This window comes from Pseudodonghicola sp., assembly GCF_048268305.1.
Lineage (GTDB): Bacteria > Pseudomonadota > Alphaproteobacteria > Rhodobacterales > Rhodobacteraceae > Pseudodonghicola.
Genome location: NZ_JBLWVT010000003.1, coordinates 276,487 through 293,173 on the forward strand (window position 1 = coordinate 276,487; position 16,687 = coordinate 293,173).

13 protein-coding genes and 1 pseudogene are annotated in these 16,687 nt (G+C 65.3%); 3 read left to right on the top strand and 11 right to left on the bottom strand.

Features of this window, described 5'->3' with window-relative positions:
• Nucleotides 1-32 precede the first annotated feature (32 nt).
• The 7 genes from ACN0V4_RS07125 to ACN0V4_RS07155 are packed head-to-tail and all read right to left on the bottom strand — an operon-like array spanning nt 33 to nt 7,910.
• Entirely contained in the window at nt 33-1,535 is a 1,503-nt protein-coding gene (locus ACN0V4_RS07125) for a succinylglutamate desuccinylase/aspartoacylase domain-containing protein (protein ID WP_417674453.1), read from the bottom strand.
• Nucleotides 1,532-2,509, bottom strand: a complete 978-nt coding sequence (locus ACN0V4_RS07130; RefSeq protein ID WP_417674455.1) for an ABC transporter ATP-binding protein — start codon at nt 2,507-2,509, stop codon at nt 1,532-1,534. The genes ACN0V4_RS07125 and ACN0V4_RS07130 overlap by 4 nt, the downstream gene beginning before the upstream one ends.
• The gene (locus ACN0V4_RS07135; protein WP_417674457.1) at nt 2,502-3,479 is read right to left on the bottom strand and encodes an ABC transporter ATP-binding protein; all 978 of its coding nucleotides are present in this window, start codon (nt 3,477-3,479) and stop codon (nt 2,502-2,504) included. The genes ACN0V4_RS07130 and ACN0V4_RS07135 overlap by 8 nt, the downstream gene beginning before the upstream one ends.
• Nucleotides 3,476-4,303 (bottom strand): ABC transporter permease, encoded by an 828-nt coding sequence (locus ACN0V4_RS07140; RefSeq protein ID WP_417674459.1) that lies wholly within the window; start codon nt 4,301-4,303, stop codon nt 3,476-3,478. The genes ACN0V4_RS07135 and ACN0V4_RS07140 overlap by 4 nt, the downstream gene beginning before the upstream one ends.
• An 11-nt stretch (nt 4,304-4,314) precedes the next feature.
• Nucleotides 4,315-5,247: an ABC transporter permease gene (locus tag ACN0V4_RS07145; RefSeq protein WP_417674461.1), complete on the bottom strand. Its 933-nt coding sequence runs from the start codon at nt 5,245-5,247 to the stop codon at nt 4,315-4,317.
• 57 nt (nt 5,248-5,304) lie between these two features.
• Entirely contained in the window at nt 5,305-6,969 is a 1,665-nt protein-coding gene (locus tag ACN0V4_RS07150; RefSeq protein ID WP_417674463.1) for an ABC transporter substrate-binding protein, read from the bottom strand.
• Nucleotides 6,966-7,910, bottom strand: a complete 945-nt coding sequence (locus tag ACN0V4_RS07155) for a hypothetical protein (protein ID WP_417674465.1) — start codon at nt 7,908-7,910, stop codon at nt 6,966-6,968. The genes ACN0V4_RS07150 and ACN0V4_RS07155 overlap by 4 nt, the downstream gene beginning before the upstream one ends.
• A gap of 140 nt (nt 7,911-8,050) precedes the next feature.
• On the opposite strand from ACN0V4_RS07155, the gene ACN0V4_RS07160 reads away from it, so the two are divergent.
• Together ACN0V4_RS07160 and ACN0V4_RS07165 are read left to right on the top strand one after the other, a co-directional pair.
• A complete protein-coding gene (locus ACN0V4_RS07160) occupies nt 8,051-8,983 on the top strand; it encodes a LysR family transcriptional regulator (RefSeq protein WP_417674467.1) in 933 nt (310 codons plus the stop codon).
• Between the two features lie 61 nt (nt 8,984-9,044).
• Nucleotides 9,045-9,548 (top strand): annotated as a pseudogene (locus tag ACN0V4_RS07165) (LysR family transcriptional regulator); the annotation flags it as partial.
• Nucleotides 9,549-9,641: 93 nt separating this feature from the next.
• Here ACN0V4_RS07165 and ACN0V4_RS07170 read toward each other — a convergent pair.
• Together ACN0V4_RS07170 and ACN0V4_RS07175 are read right to left on the bottom strand one after the other, a co-directional pair.
• Nucleotides 9,642-10,724, bottom strand: coding sequence for a 2Fe-2S iron-sulfur cluster-binding protein (locus tag ACN0V4_RS07170; protein ID WP_417674469.1), 1,083 nt, complete (start codon nt 10,722-10,724; stop codon nt 9,642-9,644).
• A gap of 6 nt (nt 10,725-10,730) precedes the next feature.
• Entirely contained in the window at nt 10,731-11,969 is a 1,239-nt protein-coding gene (locus tag ACN0V4_RS07175) for an aromatic ring-hydroxylating oxygenase subunit alpha (RefSeq protein WP_417674471.1), read from the bottom strand.
• Nucleotides 11,970-12,126: 157 nt separating this feature from the next.
• Between ACN0V4_RS07175 and ACN0V4_RS07180 the strand changes: the two genes are divergently transcribed.
• Complete coding sequence (locus ACN0V4_RS07180) at nt 12,127-13,011, top strand: LysR substrate-binding domain-containing protein (RefSeq protein ID WP_417674473.1); 885 nt, start codon at nt 12,127-12,129, stop codon at nt 13,009-13,011.
• Nucleotides 13,012-13,088: 77 nt separating this feature from the next.
• On the opposite strand, the gene ACN0V4_RS07185 is transcribed toward ACN0V4_RS07180, so the two are convergent.
• Complete coding sequence (locus ACN0V4_RS07185; protein ID WP_417674475.1) at nt 13,089-15,650, bottom strand: GcvT family protein; 2,562 nt, start codon at nt 15,648-15,650, stop codon at nt 13,089-13,091.
• A gap of 146 nt (nt 15,651-15,796) precedes the next feature.
• The gene (folD, locus tag ACN0V4_RS07190; RefSeq protein ID WP_417674477.1) at nt 15,797-16,681 is read right to left on the bottom strand and encodes a bifunctional methylenetetrahydrofolate dehydrogenase/methenyltetrahydrofolate cyclohydrolase FolD; all 885 of its coding nucleotides are present in this window, start codon (nt 16,679-16,681) and stop codon (nt 15,797-15,799) included.
• Nucleotides 16,682-16,687: the final 6 nt, after the last annotated feature.

Consider the following 16,687-nt stretch of genomic DNA (forward strand, 5'->3'; position numbering starts at 1 on the left):
CAGGCCTTGCGACGGTGGCGCGGCGCCGGAGCTTAAGCGAACCGATCCGAGGGGCGGCAGAGGAAGGCCAGTTCGGTTCCCGCTGTCGCGGTCTCGCTGGCGAAGATGATGGCGCCATCCTCGGGGGCCAGGATTGGCGTGCCATCGGCGCGATGCCCGAGGATTTCGTCTCGCACGACGGGTTCCCCGGCGGCGAATTGGCGGATCATTCGGTCATCGTCATCGAGCGCCAGCAGCGCCTTGCCGATCTCGAGCCCGCGCGGCGGGGCGAGGTCGGGCAGGGGCCGGGCGATCATCCCGAGATGCGACAGCCCGTTCAGGATGACCTGCCAGCCGACCTCGGGCGCCTGCGGGTCGAGGTGTTGGCCGCATTCCACCGTCACCGCATAACCGCCGGCGAAGCGCATGAATTCCGTGGTACCGACGCCATGCGCGGCCACCCCGGCCGGGCCGCCCACGGCGCGACGCTGGGCCAGTGCCCCGGCATGGGCCGGCAGCCAGCCATGAACCACCAGCGGCAGGCCAAGGGCGCGGGCCAGCGCGGTTTCCTCGCGGGCGTGGTGGAAGGGTTCGAGGCTGCCATCGTTGTCATGGGGGCCGCAAAGCGCGAAGGCCTCACCCGGTGCCGAAAAGGAATGCAGGTCGATCAGCACGTCATGGGCGCGCAGGATCGGGCAGATCACATTGCCCAGCCGGTCCTCGTTGTCCTCGGGCATCGGGCGCTCGGCCAGGGCACGGTTGAGATTGCGCTCTCCCTCGCGGCTGTTCCGCGCCCAGGCGAGCGGATTCATCACCGGCACGAAGGTGACCGTGCCACGGGTCAGCCGCAGCGCGCCCGAACGGAAAGCGTCGATCGCGCGCGAGATGGCGAGGGGGCCGGCGGGTTCGTTGCCATGCACCGCCCCGGTGATCAGCAGTCGCGGCCCGGGCCGGGTGGCATGGAAGGTCACGCTTTCCAGCCCGGAATCGAGCGGGCTGGCCGCTTCCGCCGCACCCTCGGCGCGCCGGATGTCGATCAGCATCCCCGGGCGCAGCCGCCGCGCCAGCTCCATCAGATGTTCATGCGCCACCGCGACGCAGCCGGCAGTGCCCGAGAAATCGGGTCGCGCCGCGTGCATCAGGATGCCGCTGCCCTTGCCGCGCTCGGGCGTCGCGTCGTTCCAGCCGACCGGCACGAACAGGTCGAACAGCGCCTCGTTGTCGCGCGGTGCATCGGTGGGATATTGCGCCAGCCGGTTATAGAGCGGATCGGCCGCATCCTCGATCCAGTGCCAGTCCGCAGGCTTGGGAACGAAGGGGAACTCAAGCCCGCGCGGCGCGTCGCCGAAGATGGCGGAATCGTAGAAGCCATAGCGCAGCGGGAAGGTGCCGATCGGCGTGCAGCCGTCGCCCTCGCGTTTCAGCGCAGGCTCGGCCAGCCCGTTCCTGCCGGTGGCGCAGGGCACCTCCCAGTCGCCGATCCGCAGCGTGCCGCGATGCGGCGCCTTGCTGTCGGCGCCGCTGCGCACCTCGATTACACTTGCCCGATCGGTCATGCGGGGTCTCCTTGGGTCAACAGGTGGCAGCGGGCGCGGTGCCCCTCGGTCAGGGGGGTGAAGCCGGGCACGGTGCCGCTGGTGCAGGGGCCGAAGGCCCGGCTGCACCGGGGATGAAAGGCGCAGCCGGCGGGTGGGGTCAGCGCCGAAGGGGTTTCGCCCTGCAACCGTTCCCAGCTGTCCGCGGGGCGCGTCGGGTCGGGTATCGAGGCGATCAGGGTGCGGGTATAGGGATGGGCCGGGGCGGTGAAGATGTCGCGCCAGCCACCTTCCTCGACGATCCGGCCGAGATACATCACCGCGATACGGTCGCTCATGTGTTCGACCACGCCCAGATCGTGCGAGATCATCAGGAGCGCCACGCCCAACTCGTCCTTGAGCTGCAGCAGCAGGTTGATGATCTGCGCCCGGATCGACACGTCCAGCGCCGAGACGGGTTCATCGCAGACGACCAGCTTGGGGTCCACGATCAGGGCCCGGGCGATGCAGATCCGCTGTCGCTGGCCGCCGGAGAATTCATGCGGATGGCGCTTGGCGGCATCCGGATTCAGCCCGACCTTGCGCAGCATCTCGGCGACCCGGTCTTCGCGCTCCGAGCGGTTGGAAAACCCGTGGAGCTTCAGCGGGCCGGCAAGGCTCTGGCCGATGGTCTGGCGCGGATTGAGCGACGAGAACGGGTCCTGGAACACCATCTGCACGGTGCGGGCGCGGGCGAGCATGTCGTCGCCCCAATCCTCGCGTCCGGTCAGTTCGATCCGGCCCGAGGTGATCGGCACCAGCCCCATCACCGCCTGCGCCAGAGAGGATTTGCCACAGCCGGATTCCCCAACGAGGCCAAGGCATTCGCCGCGCCCGATGGTCAGATCGACGCCATCGACCGCCTTCAGCGCGCCCTGGGTGAAGCCATGGCCAAGGCGGACCGGGTAATGAACCTTGAGCCCTTCGAGGCGGAGCACGTCGTCTTTGTCAGTCATGGAGGAAGCACCGTATCCGACCGTCCTGCGGCAGTCGCCTTGTCTCGGGGAGGGCGGCGGCGCAGCGCGCCATCGCCTGCGGGCAGCGCGGCGCGAACCGGCAGCCCTGACCATAGTCGAGGATCGCGGGCACCGTGCCGGCGATCTCGGTCAGCGGCGTCTGGCCTTCTGTCAGGCGGCGGCCGAGGCGTGGCAGCGCCCCCACCAACCCGCGGGTATAGGGGTGTTGCGGCGCGAGAAAGATCTGTTCGGCCGGCTGCTCCTCGATCAGGTGGCCTGCATACATCACCGCCACCCGGTCGCAGATCCGCGCCACCAGCCCGAGATCGTGCGAGATCATCAGGACGGCGGTGCCGCGTTCGCGGCAGAGCCCGAGGATCAGGTCGATGATCTCGGCCTGGATGGTGACGTCCAGCGCCGTCGTCGGTTCGTCCGCGATCAGAAGGGCCGGGTCGCAGGCCAGCGCGATGGCGATCATCACCCGCTGCCGCATGCCGCCCGACAGCTGATGCGGATAATCGTCGACCCGCCGCGCGGCGCCCGGCACCTGCACCTGTTCCAAAGCCCGGATCGCTGCCTTGCGGGCGGCGCGGCGGCTCAGGCCCCGGTGCAGCACGAACATCTCGCCGATCTGGTCGCCGATGGTCATCAGCGGGTTCAGCGCCGTCATCGGCTCCTGGAAGATCATGGCGATGCGGTCGCCGCGCAGCGCCTGCATCGCGCGGGCGGGCAGGGCGACGACATCGCGTCCCTCGACCAGGATACGGCCGCCGGCGACATGCATCGGCGCGCTCAGCAGCCCGGCGATCGCCAGCGCCGTCAGGCTCTTGCCGCAGCCGGATTCGCCCACCAGGCCCACGACCTCGCCGCGCCCGATCGTCAGGGTCAGCCCGTCGACGGCGGGATGGTCCTGCCCCTCGACACGCAGGGCGATGCGCAGATCCTCGATCTTCAGGGTCGCCTCGCTCATCGTCTCGACCTCCCTTGCGGATCCAGCAGGTCGCGCAGCCCGTCGCCCATCAGGTTGAAGCCCAGCACGGTCAGAAAGATGGCGAGGCCCGGAAAGATGGCGATCCAGGGGGCGATGATCAGCTGTTCGCGCGCGCCCGACAGCATCGCGCCCCAGCTTGGCGCCGGTGGCATGACGCCCAGCCCGAGGAAGGACAGCGAGGCCTCGGCCATGATCGCCGAGCCCACGCCCATGGTCGCCACCACGATCAGCGGGCCGGCGATATTCGGCAGCAATTCGCGCGTCATGATGTGCATCGGACCATAGCCCATGGTCCGGGCCGCCTGCACGAAGGGGCGCGACTTCATCGACAGCACCTGGGCGCGCGAGATCCGGCAGCTATAGGCCCAGTCGGTCATGCCAAGCGCGATCAGCAGGCTGGGGATGCCGGGGCCCAGCACCGCCATCAGCGCCAGGGCGAAGACGATGGTGGGCACCGCCAGCATAACGTTGGTCAGCCCCTGCACGCATTCGTCCCACCAGCCGCCGAAATACCCGGCCGAAACGCCAAGCGCGATGCCGATCATCGCGTTCATTCCCTGCACCAGCAGGCCGATGATCAATGCGATCCGCGCGCCATAGAGCAGGCGCGAGAGGATGTCGCGCCCCTGATCGTCGGTGCCGAGCAGGAAGTCGGGGCTGGGCGGCTCGCCCGCGTACATCAGATTGGCATCCAGGATCGGGTCGTGCGGCGCCAGCAGCGGTGCCAAGAGGGCGACCAGCACCAGCAAAAGGACAATGCTGCCGCCGATGGCGAGGTTGGGGCGGAGGAGGCGCCTGAGCATCGGTCGTGACCTCACTTGTAACGGATGCGGGGGTCGATGATCAGATAGGCGATATCGACCAGCGTGTTGACGATGAGGAAGAACAGCACGATCACCAGGATGCAGCCCTGCACCACCGGGATGTCGCGCTGATCGACCGATTGGATCAGCAGCGAGCCGACGCCGGGCCAGGCGAACAGGCTTTCGATCACCACTGATCCGCCCATCATCGAGCCGAACTGCAGCCCGATCATGGTGAGGATCAGCACGAAGGCGTTGCGGGCCAGGTGCTTGCGCACCAGCCGCGCCTCGCCCATGCCTTTCGAGCGGGCGGTGCGGATGAAGTCGGCGGTCTGGGTTTCCAGAACGGCGGCACGGGTGGTGCGCGCCAGCAGCGCCATCGGGGCGATCCCCAGGGTCACCGCCGGCATGATCAGATGCGCCAGATCGCCACGACCATAGCCGAAGGTCGGCAGCCAGCCGAGCTGGAGCGACAGCAGGTACATCAGCAGAAGACCCAGCCAGAACCCCGGCACCGACAGGCCGGAGACGGCAAAGACCATTGCCAGCCCGTCGACCCAGCGGCCCTGCCGCGAGGCGGCGAGATAGCCGAGCGGCAGGCCCACGACGATGGCAAAGCACATCGCCGCCACCGCCAGCCGGAACGAGGCCTGGATGCGGCCGCCCAACATTTCGGCCACCGGTTGCTGGGTGGCGAAGGAGAACCCGAGATCGCCGCGCAGCAGTCCCGTCAGGTAACGGCCGAGCCGCACCAGCACCGGATCGTTCAGATGCAGCTGTGCCGCGATCCGCTCCGCCACGGCGGGGTCGATGGCGCGCTTGTCGGCCATCATCGAGCTTACGTAATCGCCGGGGATCACACTGAACAGCAGGAAAACCAGAGTCAGAACCACCGCGACAGTGATCAGCGCCTGCGCGAGGCGCCTCAGGATCACCAGGGCCATAGGGTCTCCTTATCGAAGGCCGACGCCGGACACGGGGGCCGGCGTCGGAAGGTCATGTCACTTGCGGCCCGGGGCGTCTTCGCCCAGCCAGAGCGTGTCGACCTCAAGGATCGCGGCCTCGGTCACATTGCCGCCGACACCGTTGATCCAGGGCTGCGAGGCAACCACGGCCTTGTTGGTGTTGAAGAACCATACCGGCGCCTGATCGAAGATATAACCGTCGGCGGCCATCGTCTTGACCTTGCGGGCCTCGGGGTCGGTCTCGGCGGCGGCATCGTCCAGCATCTTGTCGAAGACAGGATCGGCGAAGCCGGTGGCATTCCCGCCCGAACGGGTGGTCCGGCTGTCGAAGTTGCGCAGCGCCGCGATCGGGTCGGGCCCGGTGCCCGCGGAATAGAGCCAGGCCTGCGCCGTGCCAGCGCTCTTGGCGTCGCTCAGCACGCCCGATTCGACCACCTTCAGCGTCACCTTCAGGCCGATCTTGGCCAGGTAGGGGGTGATCGCCTGGGCCACGCCCGACCCATCGACGCCGTCGCGCGCCCAAATCTCGATCTCGGCCCCGTCGGGATAGGACGATTCCGCCATCAGTGCCTTCGCCTTGGCCTCGTCATAGGGATAGGGCGTGCGGCTGTCGTCGAAGGCGATCGAGGAGGCGGGCAGCCAGCTCACCGCCTCATAGGCCTTGCCCTTCAGCAGCTTCGCGATGATCAGCTTGCGGTCGATCGCATAGTTGATCGCCTGGCGGACCTTCACGTCGTCGAAGGGCGGCATCGCCAGGTTCATGCCGAGGTGACGGGTGAACAGCTCCTGCACCTCGACCAGCCCCTTCGACAGCTCGGGATCCCGCTTGTAAAGCTCATAGGCCGCACCGGACAGCACGGTGGCGTCGATCTCGCCCGAGCGGAAGGCCATGTCGAGCGCGCTGTAATCGCCGGAGATCACGAAGGTCACCGCGTCGGCATAGGGCAGGCCGGGCTTGTAGTACTTGTCGAACTTCTTGCCCGAGATGCTGGAGCCCGAGACATGCTCGGTGAAAACGAAGGGGCCGCAGCCGACCGGATGGGTCAGGAAGCTTTCCTTCTCGACCTCTTCCTTCGGCAGGATCGAGGTGATGCCATCGAAGAACAGCAGGCCCGGGTCGGTAAAGCTCTTCATCTTCATCAAGAAGGTCAGATCGTCGATCCGGCTCAGGCCCGAGATCGTCTCGGCCTCGCCCTTGCTGTATTCCTCGGCGCCCTCGACGTTCCAGACCACGGCCGAGCCGGGAAAGCCCTTCTCGGGGTTCATGATGCGGGTCAGCGACCAGATCACGTCCTCGGCGGTCAGTTGGCGGCCGTTATGGAAATAGATGTTGTCATGCAGCGTGAAGGTATAGGTCTTGCCATCCTCGCCCATCGCGACCGCGGCGGCCAGATCGAGTGCCGGCGCGTTGGTGGCGCTGTCCCAGGAATAGAGCGACCGGTGGAAGGCCTTGGAGACCACCATGTCCTGCGACCGCCAGGTCGCATGCGGGTCGAGCGATTTCAGCGCCGAGCCATAGGGGGCGGAGAGGTGCAGCGTGCCGCCCGGCAGTGGCGTCGCCTGTGCCTGTGCCGGGCGGGCGCCCAGCAGGGTCAGGGCGGTGCCATTGGCCAGCAGCGCCGCGGCACCCAGTCCACCGAGGCCGGTGAGAATACCCCGGCGGTTCGGCCGGAATGTGGAGGTCATGGTCTTGTCCGTCATGCTTGCAGTCCCTGATGTTCGGCCCGTTCCGCGCGGGCCTTTGTTAAGGTTGGAAGGGCGGCATGGCACAGCCGCGCCACCGCGGGGAGGAACGTGGTGTCGACCGAGCTCCAGTGGCTGTCGGTCATCACCGAGAGGATGAAGCCGGTATCGCCATCTTCGCCATAGAGCAGGTCGTGCCGGGTCCAGCTGGTATGACCGCCCTTCGACCAGGTGCGAACCCGATCGGGAAAGCCCTGGCCCAGAAAGCCGTGACGCTGGCCGTCCTCGCTGGGCTGGCCGCTGGCGGCCTCGGCAAGGCGGTATTCCTCGCGGTCGAGCAGCTCCATCATCCACTGGGCCCCGGGCACCGCGCCGCGCACGATGTCATGCAGCAGTGCCGCCCCGGCGCGTGCGGTCAGCCGGTTGCCGCTGGTCAGGTCGCGGATCTGCCGGGCGGCGCCATAGGGGCTGTCCGCATAGGTCGCATGCAGCACGCTGATCCCGGCGAGATCGGGGTTTTCCAGCGCATCGAACCAGTCCTGCAGCTGACGCCGGGCCCGGACGAACTCCTCCAGCGGCGCGGGCTCCAGCCAGGGCGCGTCGAAAGCGCCGCTCATGCGGCCGACCAGATAGGCGGTCGCCTCGTTCGAGGAGATGCCGATCATCGCCTTGGCGGCACGCCGGTCTTCCTCGGTCAGCACGATGCGGCCCTCGGCCTCGAGCCCGCAGAGTTCATAGAGGTGGAACAGCTTGACCACGCTGGCCGGATAGATCGGCGCATCGGCGCGATGGGTGACGCAATCCGTCAGTGTGAAACGCCCGGGATCGCTCAGACGTGGTGCGCGCTCATAGGCCTTCAGCACGAAGCTGAGACGATCCGGGCTGAGTTCGCCCGCACTGCTTTCTGCGGCGCAGCGCAGGATTTCGGCAGCAAGATCATTCGGGAAGGAAAAGGTCAATTTGTCACCCCGGCGCGGCGATAGGCCTGTGTGATCAGGCGTTTCTCTTGATTACTCGCAATAAAGTCGCCCTTGGCCTCGGCGAATACAAAAAATACTATGGGACTTTATTCAACTTGGATATGAGTGGACGCTTCATCATGGCCCATCAGCACCTTACCGAGCTCAATCTCAGACAGGTCGAGATTTTTCGCGCGGTGATGAAGTTCGGAACGGTCACCACCGCGGCGGCGGCGCTCGGATCCTCGCAGCCGACGATCACCCGCGAGATCCTGCGGCTCGAGGATACCGTGGGGTTCACGCTGTTCGAACGCCGTCGCCAGCGGCTGCATCCCACCGCCCGGGCGATGAAACTTTATCACGAGGTTCAGGCGGCTTTCGTCGGGCTCGAGCGGATCAACGAATACGTCAACCAGTTGCGCGGCGCCTATGACGAGGTGCTGCATATCTCGACCCTGCCGGCTTTCGCCCAGACCATCCTGCCGGCGGCGCTGGCGCGTCTGGCGGTGGCGCATCCCAATGTGACGATGCGGATCGACAGCACCGACCCGCGCGACCAGTCGCCGATCTCGGGGTTCAACTTCGACATCGGGCTGACCGAGTCGATCAATATCGTGCCCGATGCCGAGGTGATCGCGCTGGGGCAGTTCGAACAGGTCTGCGTCCTGCCCGAGGGGCACCGCCTGTGCGCCTTGCCGGTGCTCGGCCCGGAGGACTTCGTGGGGGAGGCCTTCGTTTCGCTCGGGGAATACGATCCCTACCGGCAATTGATCGACCGCGCGTTTGACGCCGCCGGTGTCAGCCGGCGGATGCCGATCAGCGTGCAATCCTCTCATGCCGCCTGCGAGATGGTCTGTCGTGGCCTGGGGGTGACGGTGCTGAACCCGCTCACCGCGCTCAGCTATGTCGGGCGCGGAGTCGAGCTGCGCCGCTTCCGCCCGGCGCTGCGCTTTCTGGTCTCGGCGATCTGCCCGGCGAACCGGCCCGAGGTCGGCACCGGCAAGAGCCTGGTGCGCCACCTGCGCGCCGTCTGCGTCGAAACCCGCCAGAGGCTGGACGAGCTTCTGGGGTGAGAGCGTTGTTTCAGCGCCGTCTTGAACGGACGCTGCAGCTCAGGTGGCGGCGGGGTGGCGCATGCGCCATCTCCGATTGCTGCACTATATCGTCGAAACCGCGCGCTCCCGATCAATCCGGCAGGTGGCGGAAAAGCTGAACATCACCGCCTCCGCCCTGAAACGCAGGATCCAGGACCTTGAGGACGAGCTTGGCGCACAGCTTTTCGAAAGGATGGTGCGTGGGGTCCGGCTGAGGGCGGTGGGTGAGATGTTCGTGCAGCATGCCCAGGCCCAGCTTGCGGAAGCCGATCAGGTCCGGTCGCAGATCGAGGACTTGGAGGGGCTGCGCTGCGGCCCCCTCCGCATCGCTTGCAGTCAGGCGGTCGCGACGGATTTTCTGCTGTTCCAGATCGCCCTCTTCGAAAAGGACCGGCGCCGCCTGACCTTCGAAACCCGCGTGATGGATCATGACCGCGCGGCGGAGGCGCTGATGGCCTATGAGGTGGAACTTGCCGTGATCTTCCGGTGGCCGTGTCGGCCTTTGCCGAGCGTCTGGCAAAGGAAATGGCGATCCGATCGGAGCGACTTTGAAAGCCGCCCTTCGTTCCCTTTACGGCGAAGGGCGGTTTTGTCCGTTAGCGATTGGCCCGAGGCTGTGGACAGCCACACCGAAGACCTAAAGCTCGAGCGTGACCTTGCCGCGTGGGTTGGAGCAGCAGGCGAGGATATAACCTTCCTCGATCTCCTCCTCGGTGATGCCGCCGTTGTGCACCATATGCACCTCGCCCGACAGTTTCTTGGTCTTGCAGGTGCCGCAGACGCCGAAGGTGCAGCCCGAGGGGATCGCGACACCGGCATTGCGCGCCACCGCCAGCACGGTTTCGGTCTCCGGGCAGGATTGCGTGATGCCCGAGATGTCGAAGACGATCTCGGCCATGACGTTCTCTTCCGGCAGGTGATCGTCCGGCAGCTCCACCTCGATCAGCTCGGGCCCCGGCGTGCCCGGCGCCTGGAAGCTTTCCTGGTGGTAGTGGTCCATGTCGAAGCCCAGACCCGCCAGGGCCTCGCGCACCGCCTGCATGAACCCGTCGGGGCCGCAGCAGAACACCTCGCGTTCCAGATAGTCCGGCGCCATGAGGCCCAGCATCAGCTGGTTGAAGGTGCCCTGATAGCCGGTCCAGGGCTGGTAGGGATCAGGCTCCTGCACGACCCATTTCAGGTGCAGCCCCTCGATCCGGGTCGCCATATGCTCGAGCCGGCGCTTGAAGATGATCTCAGAAGGCCGCCGGGCGCAGTTCACGAAGACGATGTCGCAATGGCGGCCAAGGTCATAGATCTCGGTGGTCATCGACATCATCGGCGTGATGCCCGAGCCGGCGGAGATGAACAGGTATTTCTCGGCCGGATATTCCGCCGAGGTGAACCGGCCGGCGGGGCCGGTCGCCTTCAGCGTCATGCCGGGCCGCATGTTGTCGATGATCCAGCGCACACCGATCGACGAGGGCTGGGCCTTCATCGTGATCGTCAGCGATTTCGGCCGCGACGGGGAGGATGAAATCGTGAAGGTCCGGTAGAGCGGCCCGCCGGGCACCGGCAGTTCAAGCGTCAGGAACTGCCCGGCCCGAAAGTCAAAGGACCGGCCCGAGGGCGCCTGAAAGCAGACCGTGACCACATTCGGCGATTCCGGTAGAATCGAGACGCATTCCAACACCTCGTCGTCGGTCCAGATTCCGGCGGCGGTTGCTTGGGTCTTGGCCATGCCGACTTACTCCGCTGCGAGGGTCTGGGGGGCGTGCGCGCTGCGCATCCGGTCGAGATACCAGTTGACGAACTGCAGCACACCATCCTCATGGGTGGTCGAATAGGGGCCAGGTTCATAGGCAGGCGAATTGATGCCCTGCTGGTTGTCTTCAACGACGCGGCGATCCTCGTCGTTGGTGTGTTCCCAGACCCGGGTCAGGTTCTCCAGATCGTAATCCACGCCTTCGACCGCATCCTTGTTCACCAGCCAGGTGGTTTGCACCTCGGTTTCCTGCGGACCGATCGGAGTCACGCGGAAGGTGATCGAGTGGTCAGTGAGGAAGTGGTTCCAGGTGGTCGGGTAGTGGAACAGCAGCAGCGTGCCGGCGTCGAGGAATGGGACCTGACCCAGACGTTTCTGCACGGCGATCTTGCCGTTGATGGTATAGCTTTCCGCGCCCTCGAGCAGCGGCATCCGCGCCACCCGGTACTGGCCGTCTTTGCCAAGCTGGAAGCGCGACGGCGCGCCCGCGGCTTCGAGACGGCGGAAGTGGTTTTCGACCTTCTCGGGGAAGGTGCCGTCAGGGCTCACCCCGGTGATCGTGGGATCCTCGGGGTAGGTGCGGCAAAGATCGGGGTGGTTGCCGGCGCAGTGATAGCACTCGCGGTTATTCTCCCAGACCAGCTTCCAGTTGCCCTTCTCGATGATGGTCGACTGATGCGCCACCTTGGCGTTGGACAGGTCATGCACGCCCAGATAGGGGCGCACGGTCTCGGCGAAGGCGTCGAAATCGGGCGCGTCTTCGGCCAAGCAGATATAGACCAACCCGGCGACTTCGCGGCAGTTCACCGGCTTTAGCCCATGTTTGGAGGCGTCGAAATCGGCGGCCATGTCGCGGGCCCAGATCAGGCGGCCGTCAAGGTCATAGGTCCACTGATGATAGGGGCAGGTCAGCTTGGCGACGCGACCCTTGGTGGCGGCGCAGATGATCGAGCCGCGGTGACGACAGGTATTGTGAAAGGCGCGGATGTCCCCCTTGCCGTCGCGCAGCACGATCACATCATAGACGCCGACCTTCAGCCGCTGGTAGCTGCCGGATTTGTCGAGCATGCAGGCCGGAAAGGCATAGAGCCATTCCCGATAGAAAATGGTCTCGAGATCCGCCTCAAAGATGTCGGGGGCGTTATAGAAGGGCTGCGGAAGGCCATATCCGGGGCGGTGCTGCATGAGCAGATCGGAGAGCGAGGCGGTCTGGCGTGCCATCTTGGTGTTCCTGTCGCGGCAGAGGGATATTCGCGCACGAAGCCATCACGCCGATCGGATGACAATTGTCAAAAATCTCATCTGAGTTTAGCCTATCTAAACTCAAAGTCCCCATGTCACGCGAACGACTTCTCTTGTCTGAAAGCGACCAGACCATATGCGAAAGCCCTATGATCTTCCGTCTCTCGGCGACTTGGCCTGCTTCGAATCGGCTGCACGAAATTTGAGCTTCAAGATGGCCTCAAGCGAAATGAACGTCACGCCGGCGGCCGTGAGTCATCGGATCAAGGCGTTGGAACAGGAATTGGGGCAGCCCCTGTTCAACCGTCAGTATCGGGGGGTGGAGCTGACCGAAGCGGGCGCCTTGCTGTTCGTGTCGCTGCAGCGGGGGTTCGAGGGGATTTCCGACAGCGTTGCGCGCATTCGCAACCGCCATGACCGGACAGCGGTTTCGATCGCGGCGACGACGGCGATGAGCGGGCTTTGGTTGACGCCGCGGCTGGCGGCCTTCTGGAAGGCGCACCCCGGCGTCGCGATCTCGCAGATCATCGAGGACAGTGGCAGGGCGCAGGGTGTCGATCTGAGCATTCACTATGGCGATCCGGCGCTGGAAGATGATGAAACCCGGGTTCTGTTTCGCGACCGGATTCTGGCCCTGGGCAGCGCGCATTTCGCCGAGGCTCATGGGATTGAACAGATTTCGGATTTGGCCGAAGTTCCGCTGATCCGCATCCAGTCCGGGGCCAACGCCTGGACCGACTGGCCGGAATGGTTCTCATCCCTGAACCGGTCGGCGCCGAAGGGGCCGGAGTTTTCGTTGAACAATTACCTGATCGGCTTGAAGGCCGCCGAAGACGACATCGGCGCGGCGCTCGGCTGGGAAGGGCTGCTGGGGGGATATCTCGACAGCGGGCGGCTCGTGCAGCTCGTTCCCGAGGCGATGGAGTCTCCCTATCCATTCTATTTGCGCATTCATGGCCGCGCCTCGGCCAACGCCCGGCTATTTGCCGACTGGTTGGCGGAACAGGAGCCTGAGGTCTAGGCCGCGCTGCCCCTGAAACGCCTGACGCCGGCGGGATTGCCCCGCCGGCGCCGTGATCTTCCGTCCTTCCCGGCAGCTTAGCTGCGCGGCTTGAGGTTTTCTGGATCGTAGAGCGGTTCGTAACCGACCCCCGCGACCTCGACCGGATAGACCTCATCGAAATAGGAGACGGTCAGCTTGCGACCCTTCTGGCAATAGTCCCACGGCAGATAGGCCAGGGCGATGTTCTTGCCGATGCTGGGCCCGAAGGCCACCGAGCTGGTGTAGGACCGGCGGCCAAGGTCGTCGATCAGCGTCTCGCCGGTTTCCGGGTCCATCACCGGCATGGTGGTGTTCGGATACCGCTTCACGCCATTCCGGTCGGTGTTTTCGGTCATCACCAGGGTGCAGAGCATGGCCGGCTGGTGATCACGGGCGCGATATTCGACATGCTTCGCCTTGCCGCGGAAATCGGCTTCCTTGACCTTGGGGCGGGCCAGATCGGCCTCGTAAAGGTTATACTGGGTGTGCAGGTCGGCGTTCTGCAGGCGCAGGGATTTTTCCAGGCGCCGCGAGTTGGCATAGGTTTCGACGCCCACCGCCATCACACCGGTCGACCGCAGCGCATCCCAGACCGCCAGGCCGTCCTCATAGGCCATGTGCAGCTCCCAGCCCTGTTCGCCCACATAGGAAATGCGGAAGGCGGAGACCTTTTTGCCGGCGATCTCGATGGTCTTGATCGCGGCGAAGGGGAAGTTCTCCTTCTCCAGCATGTCGGGATCGGCGACCACCTTCTTCAGGTTCTCGCGGGCGTTCGGCCCCCAGATGCCGATGGTGGTGAAAGCCTCGGTCACATCGGTGATGGTGACGTCGAGACCACGGTCTGCCGCCATGCGCCTCATGTACATCTGATCGCGCGGGCCGGCGTCGGCACCGTTCACCAGCCGGCAGCGATCCGCCATGCGGAAGACGGTGAAGTCGGCGCGCACATTGCCCTCATCATCCAGCATATGGGTATAGATGCCCTTGCCGATATTGGCGTCGCCGCCGATCTTCGCGGCGCAGAGGTATTCCATCAGCTCGACATGATCGGGACCGGAGATGTCGGTCATATGGAAGTGCGACAGGTTGATGAGGCCGCAATCCGCGCTCATCTCAAGCTGCTCGGCGTTCGAGACGCGCCAGAAATGGCGGTTGTCCCATTCGGCCTCGCGCAGCGGCACCTGATCGGCGTATTTCTCCAGCAGATGCTCGTTGGCGGCATAGCCATGAGCGCGTTCCCAGCCGCCCAGCTCCATGAAGTAGCCACCGAGTTCCACCTCACGCTCATAGAACGGCGAGCGGCGCAGGTTGCGACCCTTCGAGAAAGGCTCGCGCACGTGAACCGGCGGATTGTAGATCTTCTTCGCGGTTTCCCAGCACCGGTCGTGAATGAACTCTTCGGTCAACTGGAAGTCGCTGAAGCGGGAATAGTCGATGCCATGGTGGTCGATATGGGTGCGACCGTCGCTCATCCAGTCGGCGATCAGCTTGCCCATGCCGGGGCCGTCCTTGACCCAGATCGCCACGGCGTACCACAGACCACGCAGTTTGCGGCTTTCGCCCATCGACGGGCCGCCATCGGTGGTGGTCTGCAGCAGGCCGTTGAACGAATGGCTTTCGTTGAAGCCCAGTTCGGCCAGGATCGGGGTCAGTTCCATCGCTTTTTCAAGCGGTTCGATCACGTCTTCCAGCACGAGGTCGCGCATCGATGGCCCGAGGCGCGCCTGACCCTTTTCGAGAATGTCGCGCGGATGCACCAGACGCGGCTCTTCTTCATAGTAGTACCCCCATTCGATCTGGCCGCCTTCGGTGGTCGCGGGATCGCCGGTGTCACGCAGATAGGCCGAGTTGCCCTGGTCGCGCAGCAGTGGGCGGCCGATTTCCTTGCCGGTGCCGGCGAATTCGTCATAGGGCCCGAAGAAGGTCAGCGGGTGGTCGACCGGCATCACCGGCAGGTCTTCGCCCGCCATCGCGGCGATCAGCCGGCCCCAGATGCCGGCACAGACCACCACGTGATCGGCATAGATCGTGCCGCGCGTCGTCTTCACGCCCTTGACGCGGCCATCCTCGGTGATCAGCTCCAGCGCCGGGGTATTGGCAAAGGCCTTGAGCTTGCCGCTCTTCTCCGCCTGATCCACCAGTTTACCCGCCACGGTCTGCGACCGCGGGATCACCAGACCGGCGTCCGGATCCCACATGGCCCCCTGAATCTGGTCTTCTTCCAGCAGCGGGAACTTCTCTTTCGCCTCGGCGGCGGTGATGATCCTGACCCGGGTGCCGAAGGCGCGGCCGGAATCGACGCGGCGCTTCAGTTCCTCCATCCGCTCGTCATCGCCGACGCGGGCGACTTCGAGCCCGCCGATCCGGGCGTAGTGGCCCATCTTCTCGTAGAAATCGACGGAATACTGCGTCGACCAGGTGCTGAGCAGGTCGTGGCTGGTGGTGTAGCAGAAGTCCGAGGCATGCGCGGTCGACCCGATGTCGGTGGGGATACCGGACTTGTCGATGCCGACGATATCATCCCAGCCGCGCTCGATCAGGTGGTGCGCGACAGAGGCGCCGACGATGCCGCCGAGGCCGACGATGACGACTTTTGCGCGTTCAGGAAATGAAGACATGAGTCATTCCATTCGTTCGAGGAGTTTGCATTGCAGATTGGCTTTGAAACGGGGCGACGCTGCGGCCCAACCGGCATTCGTCGTGCGAAAAACGACTGTTTCCCGCAGGCCGCGGCCAGGACCGCCGGATATGTCCGCCCGCCGGCTCATCCGAGCTGCGGCGCCGGGCGTCCGGCGCGCCGGTAGGCGGCCAGAACCGTGTTGTGCATCAGGCACATGATCGTCATCGGGCCGACTCCACCGGGAACCGGCGTGATCGCCCGCGCGGCGATGGAGGCGGTGGCGAACTCGACGTCGCCGACCAATTCCTTCTTGCCGTCACGGATGACGCGGCTGGTGCCGACATCAATCACCGTCGCCCCCGGGTTGATCCAGCTTCCCTTGATCATTTCTGCCGAGCCGACGGCGGCCACCACGATATCCGCGGCCCCGACCTTTTGCGGCAGATCGCGGGTGCGGGAATGCGCCAACGTCACGGTGCAGTTTTCGGCCAGAAGAAGCTGCGCCATCGGCTTGCCGACCAGGATCGAACGCCCGACAACGATCGCATCGAGGCCGGAGAGATCGCCGAGCGTCTCCTTCAGAAGCATCAGACAGCCGAGCGGCGTGCAGGAAACCAGTCCGGGGAGACCCGAGGCGAGATAGCCCGCGTTCAACGGATGCAACCCGTCCACATCCTTGGCGGGAGAGATGGCCTCGACCACCGAAAGGCTGTCCAGATGACCCGGCAGGGGGAGCTGCACGAGGATACCGTCAACGGTGTCGTCTGCATTGAGCTGCGCGATGAGATCGAGCAGCGCCTCCTGCGTGGTGTCGGCGCTCAGGACATGTTCGAAGCTTTCCATGCCAAGCTGGCGCGCCATGCGGCCTTTGCTGCGGACGTAGATTTCGCTGGCCGGATCGGTTCCGACCAGCACCACCGCAAGCCCGGGGGCGCGACCGGCATCGCGCCGGAAGTCGGCAGCGCTTTCCGCGATCCGGTCACCGAGGCCAGCGGCGCAGGACTTTCCATCTATGATCTGTGCGGTCATTGGGGG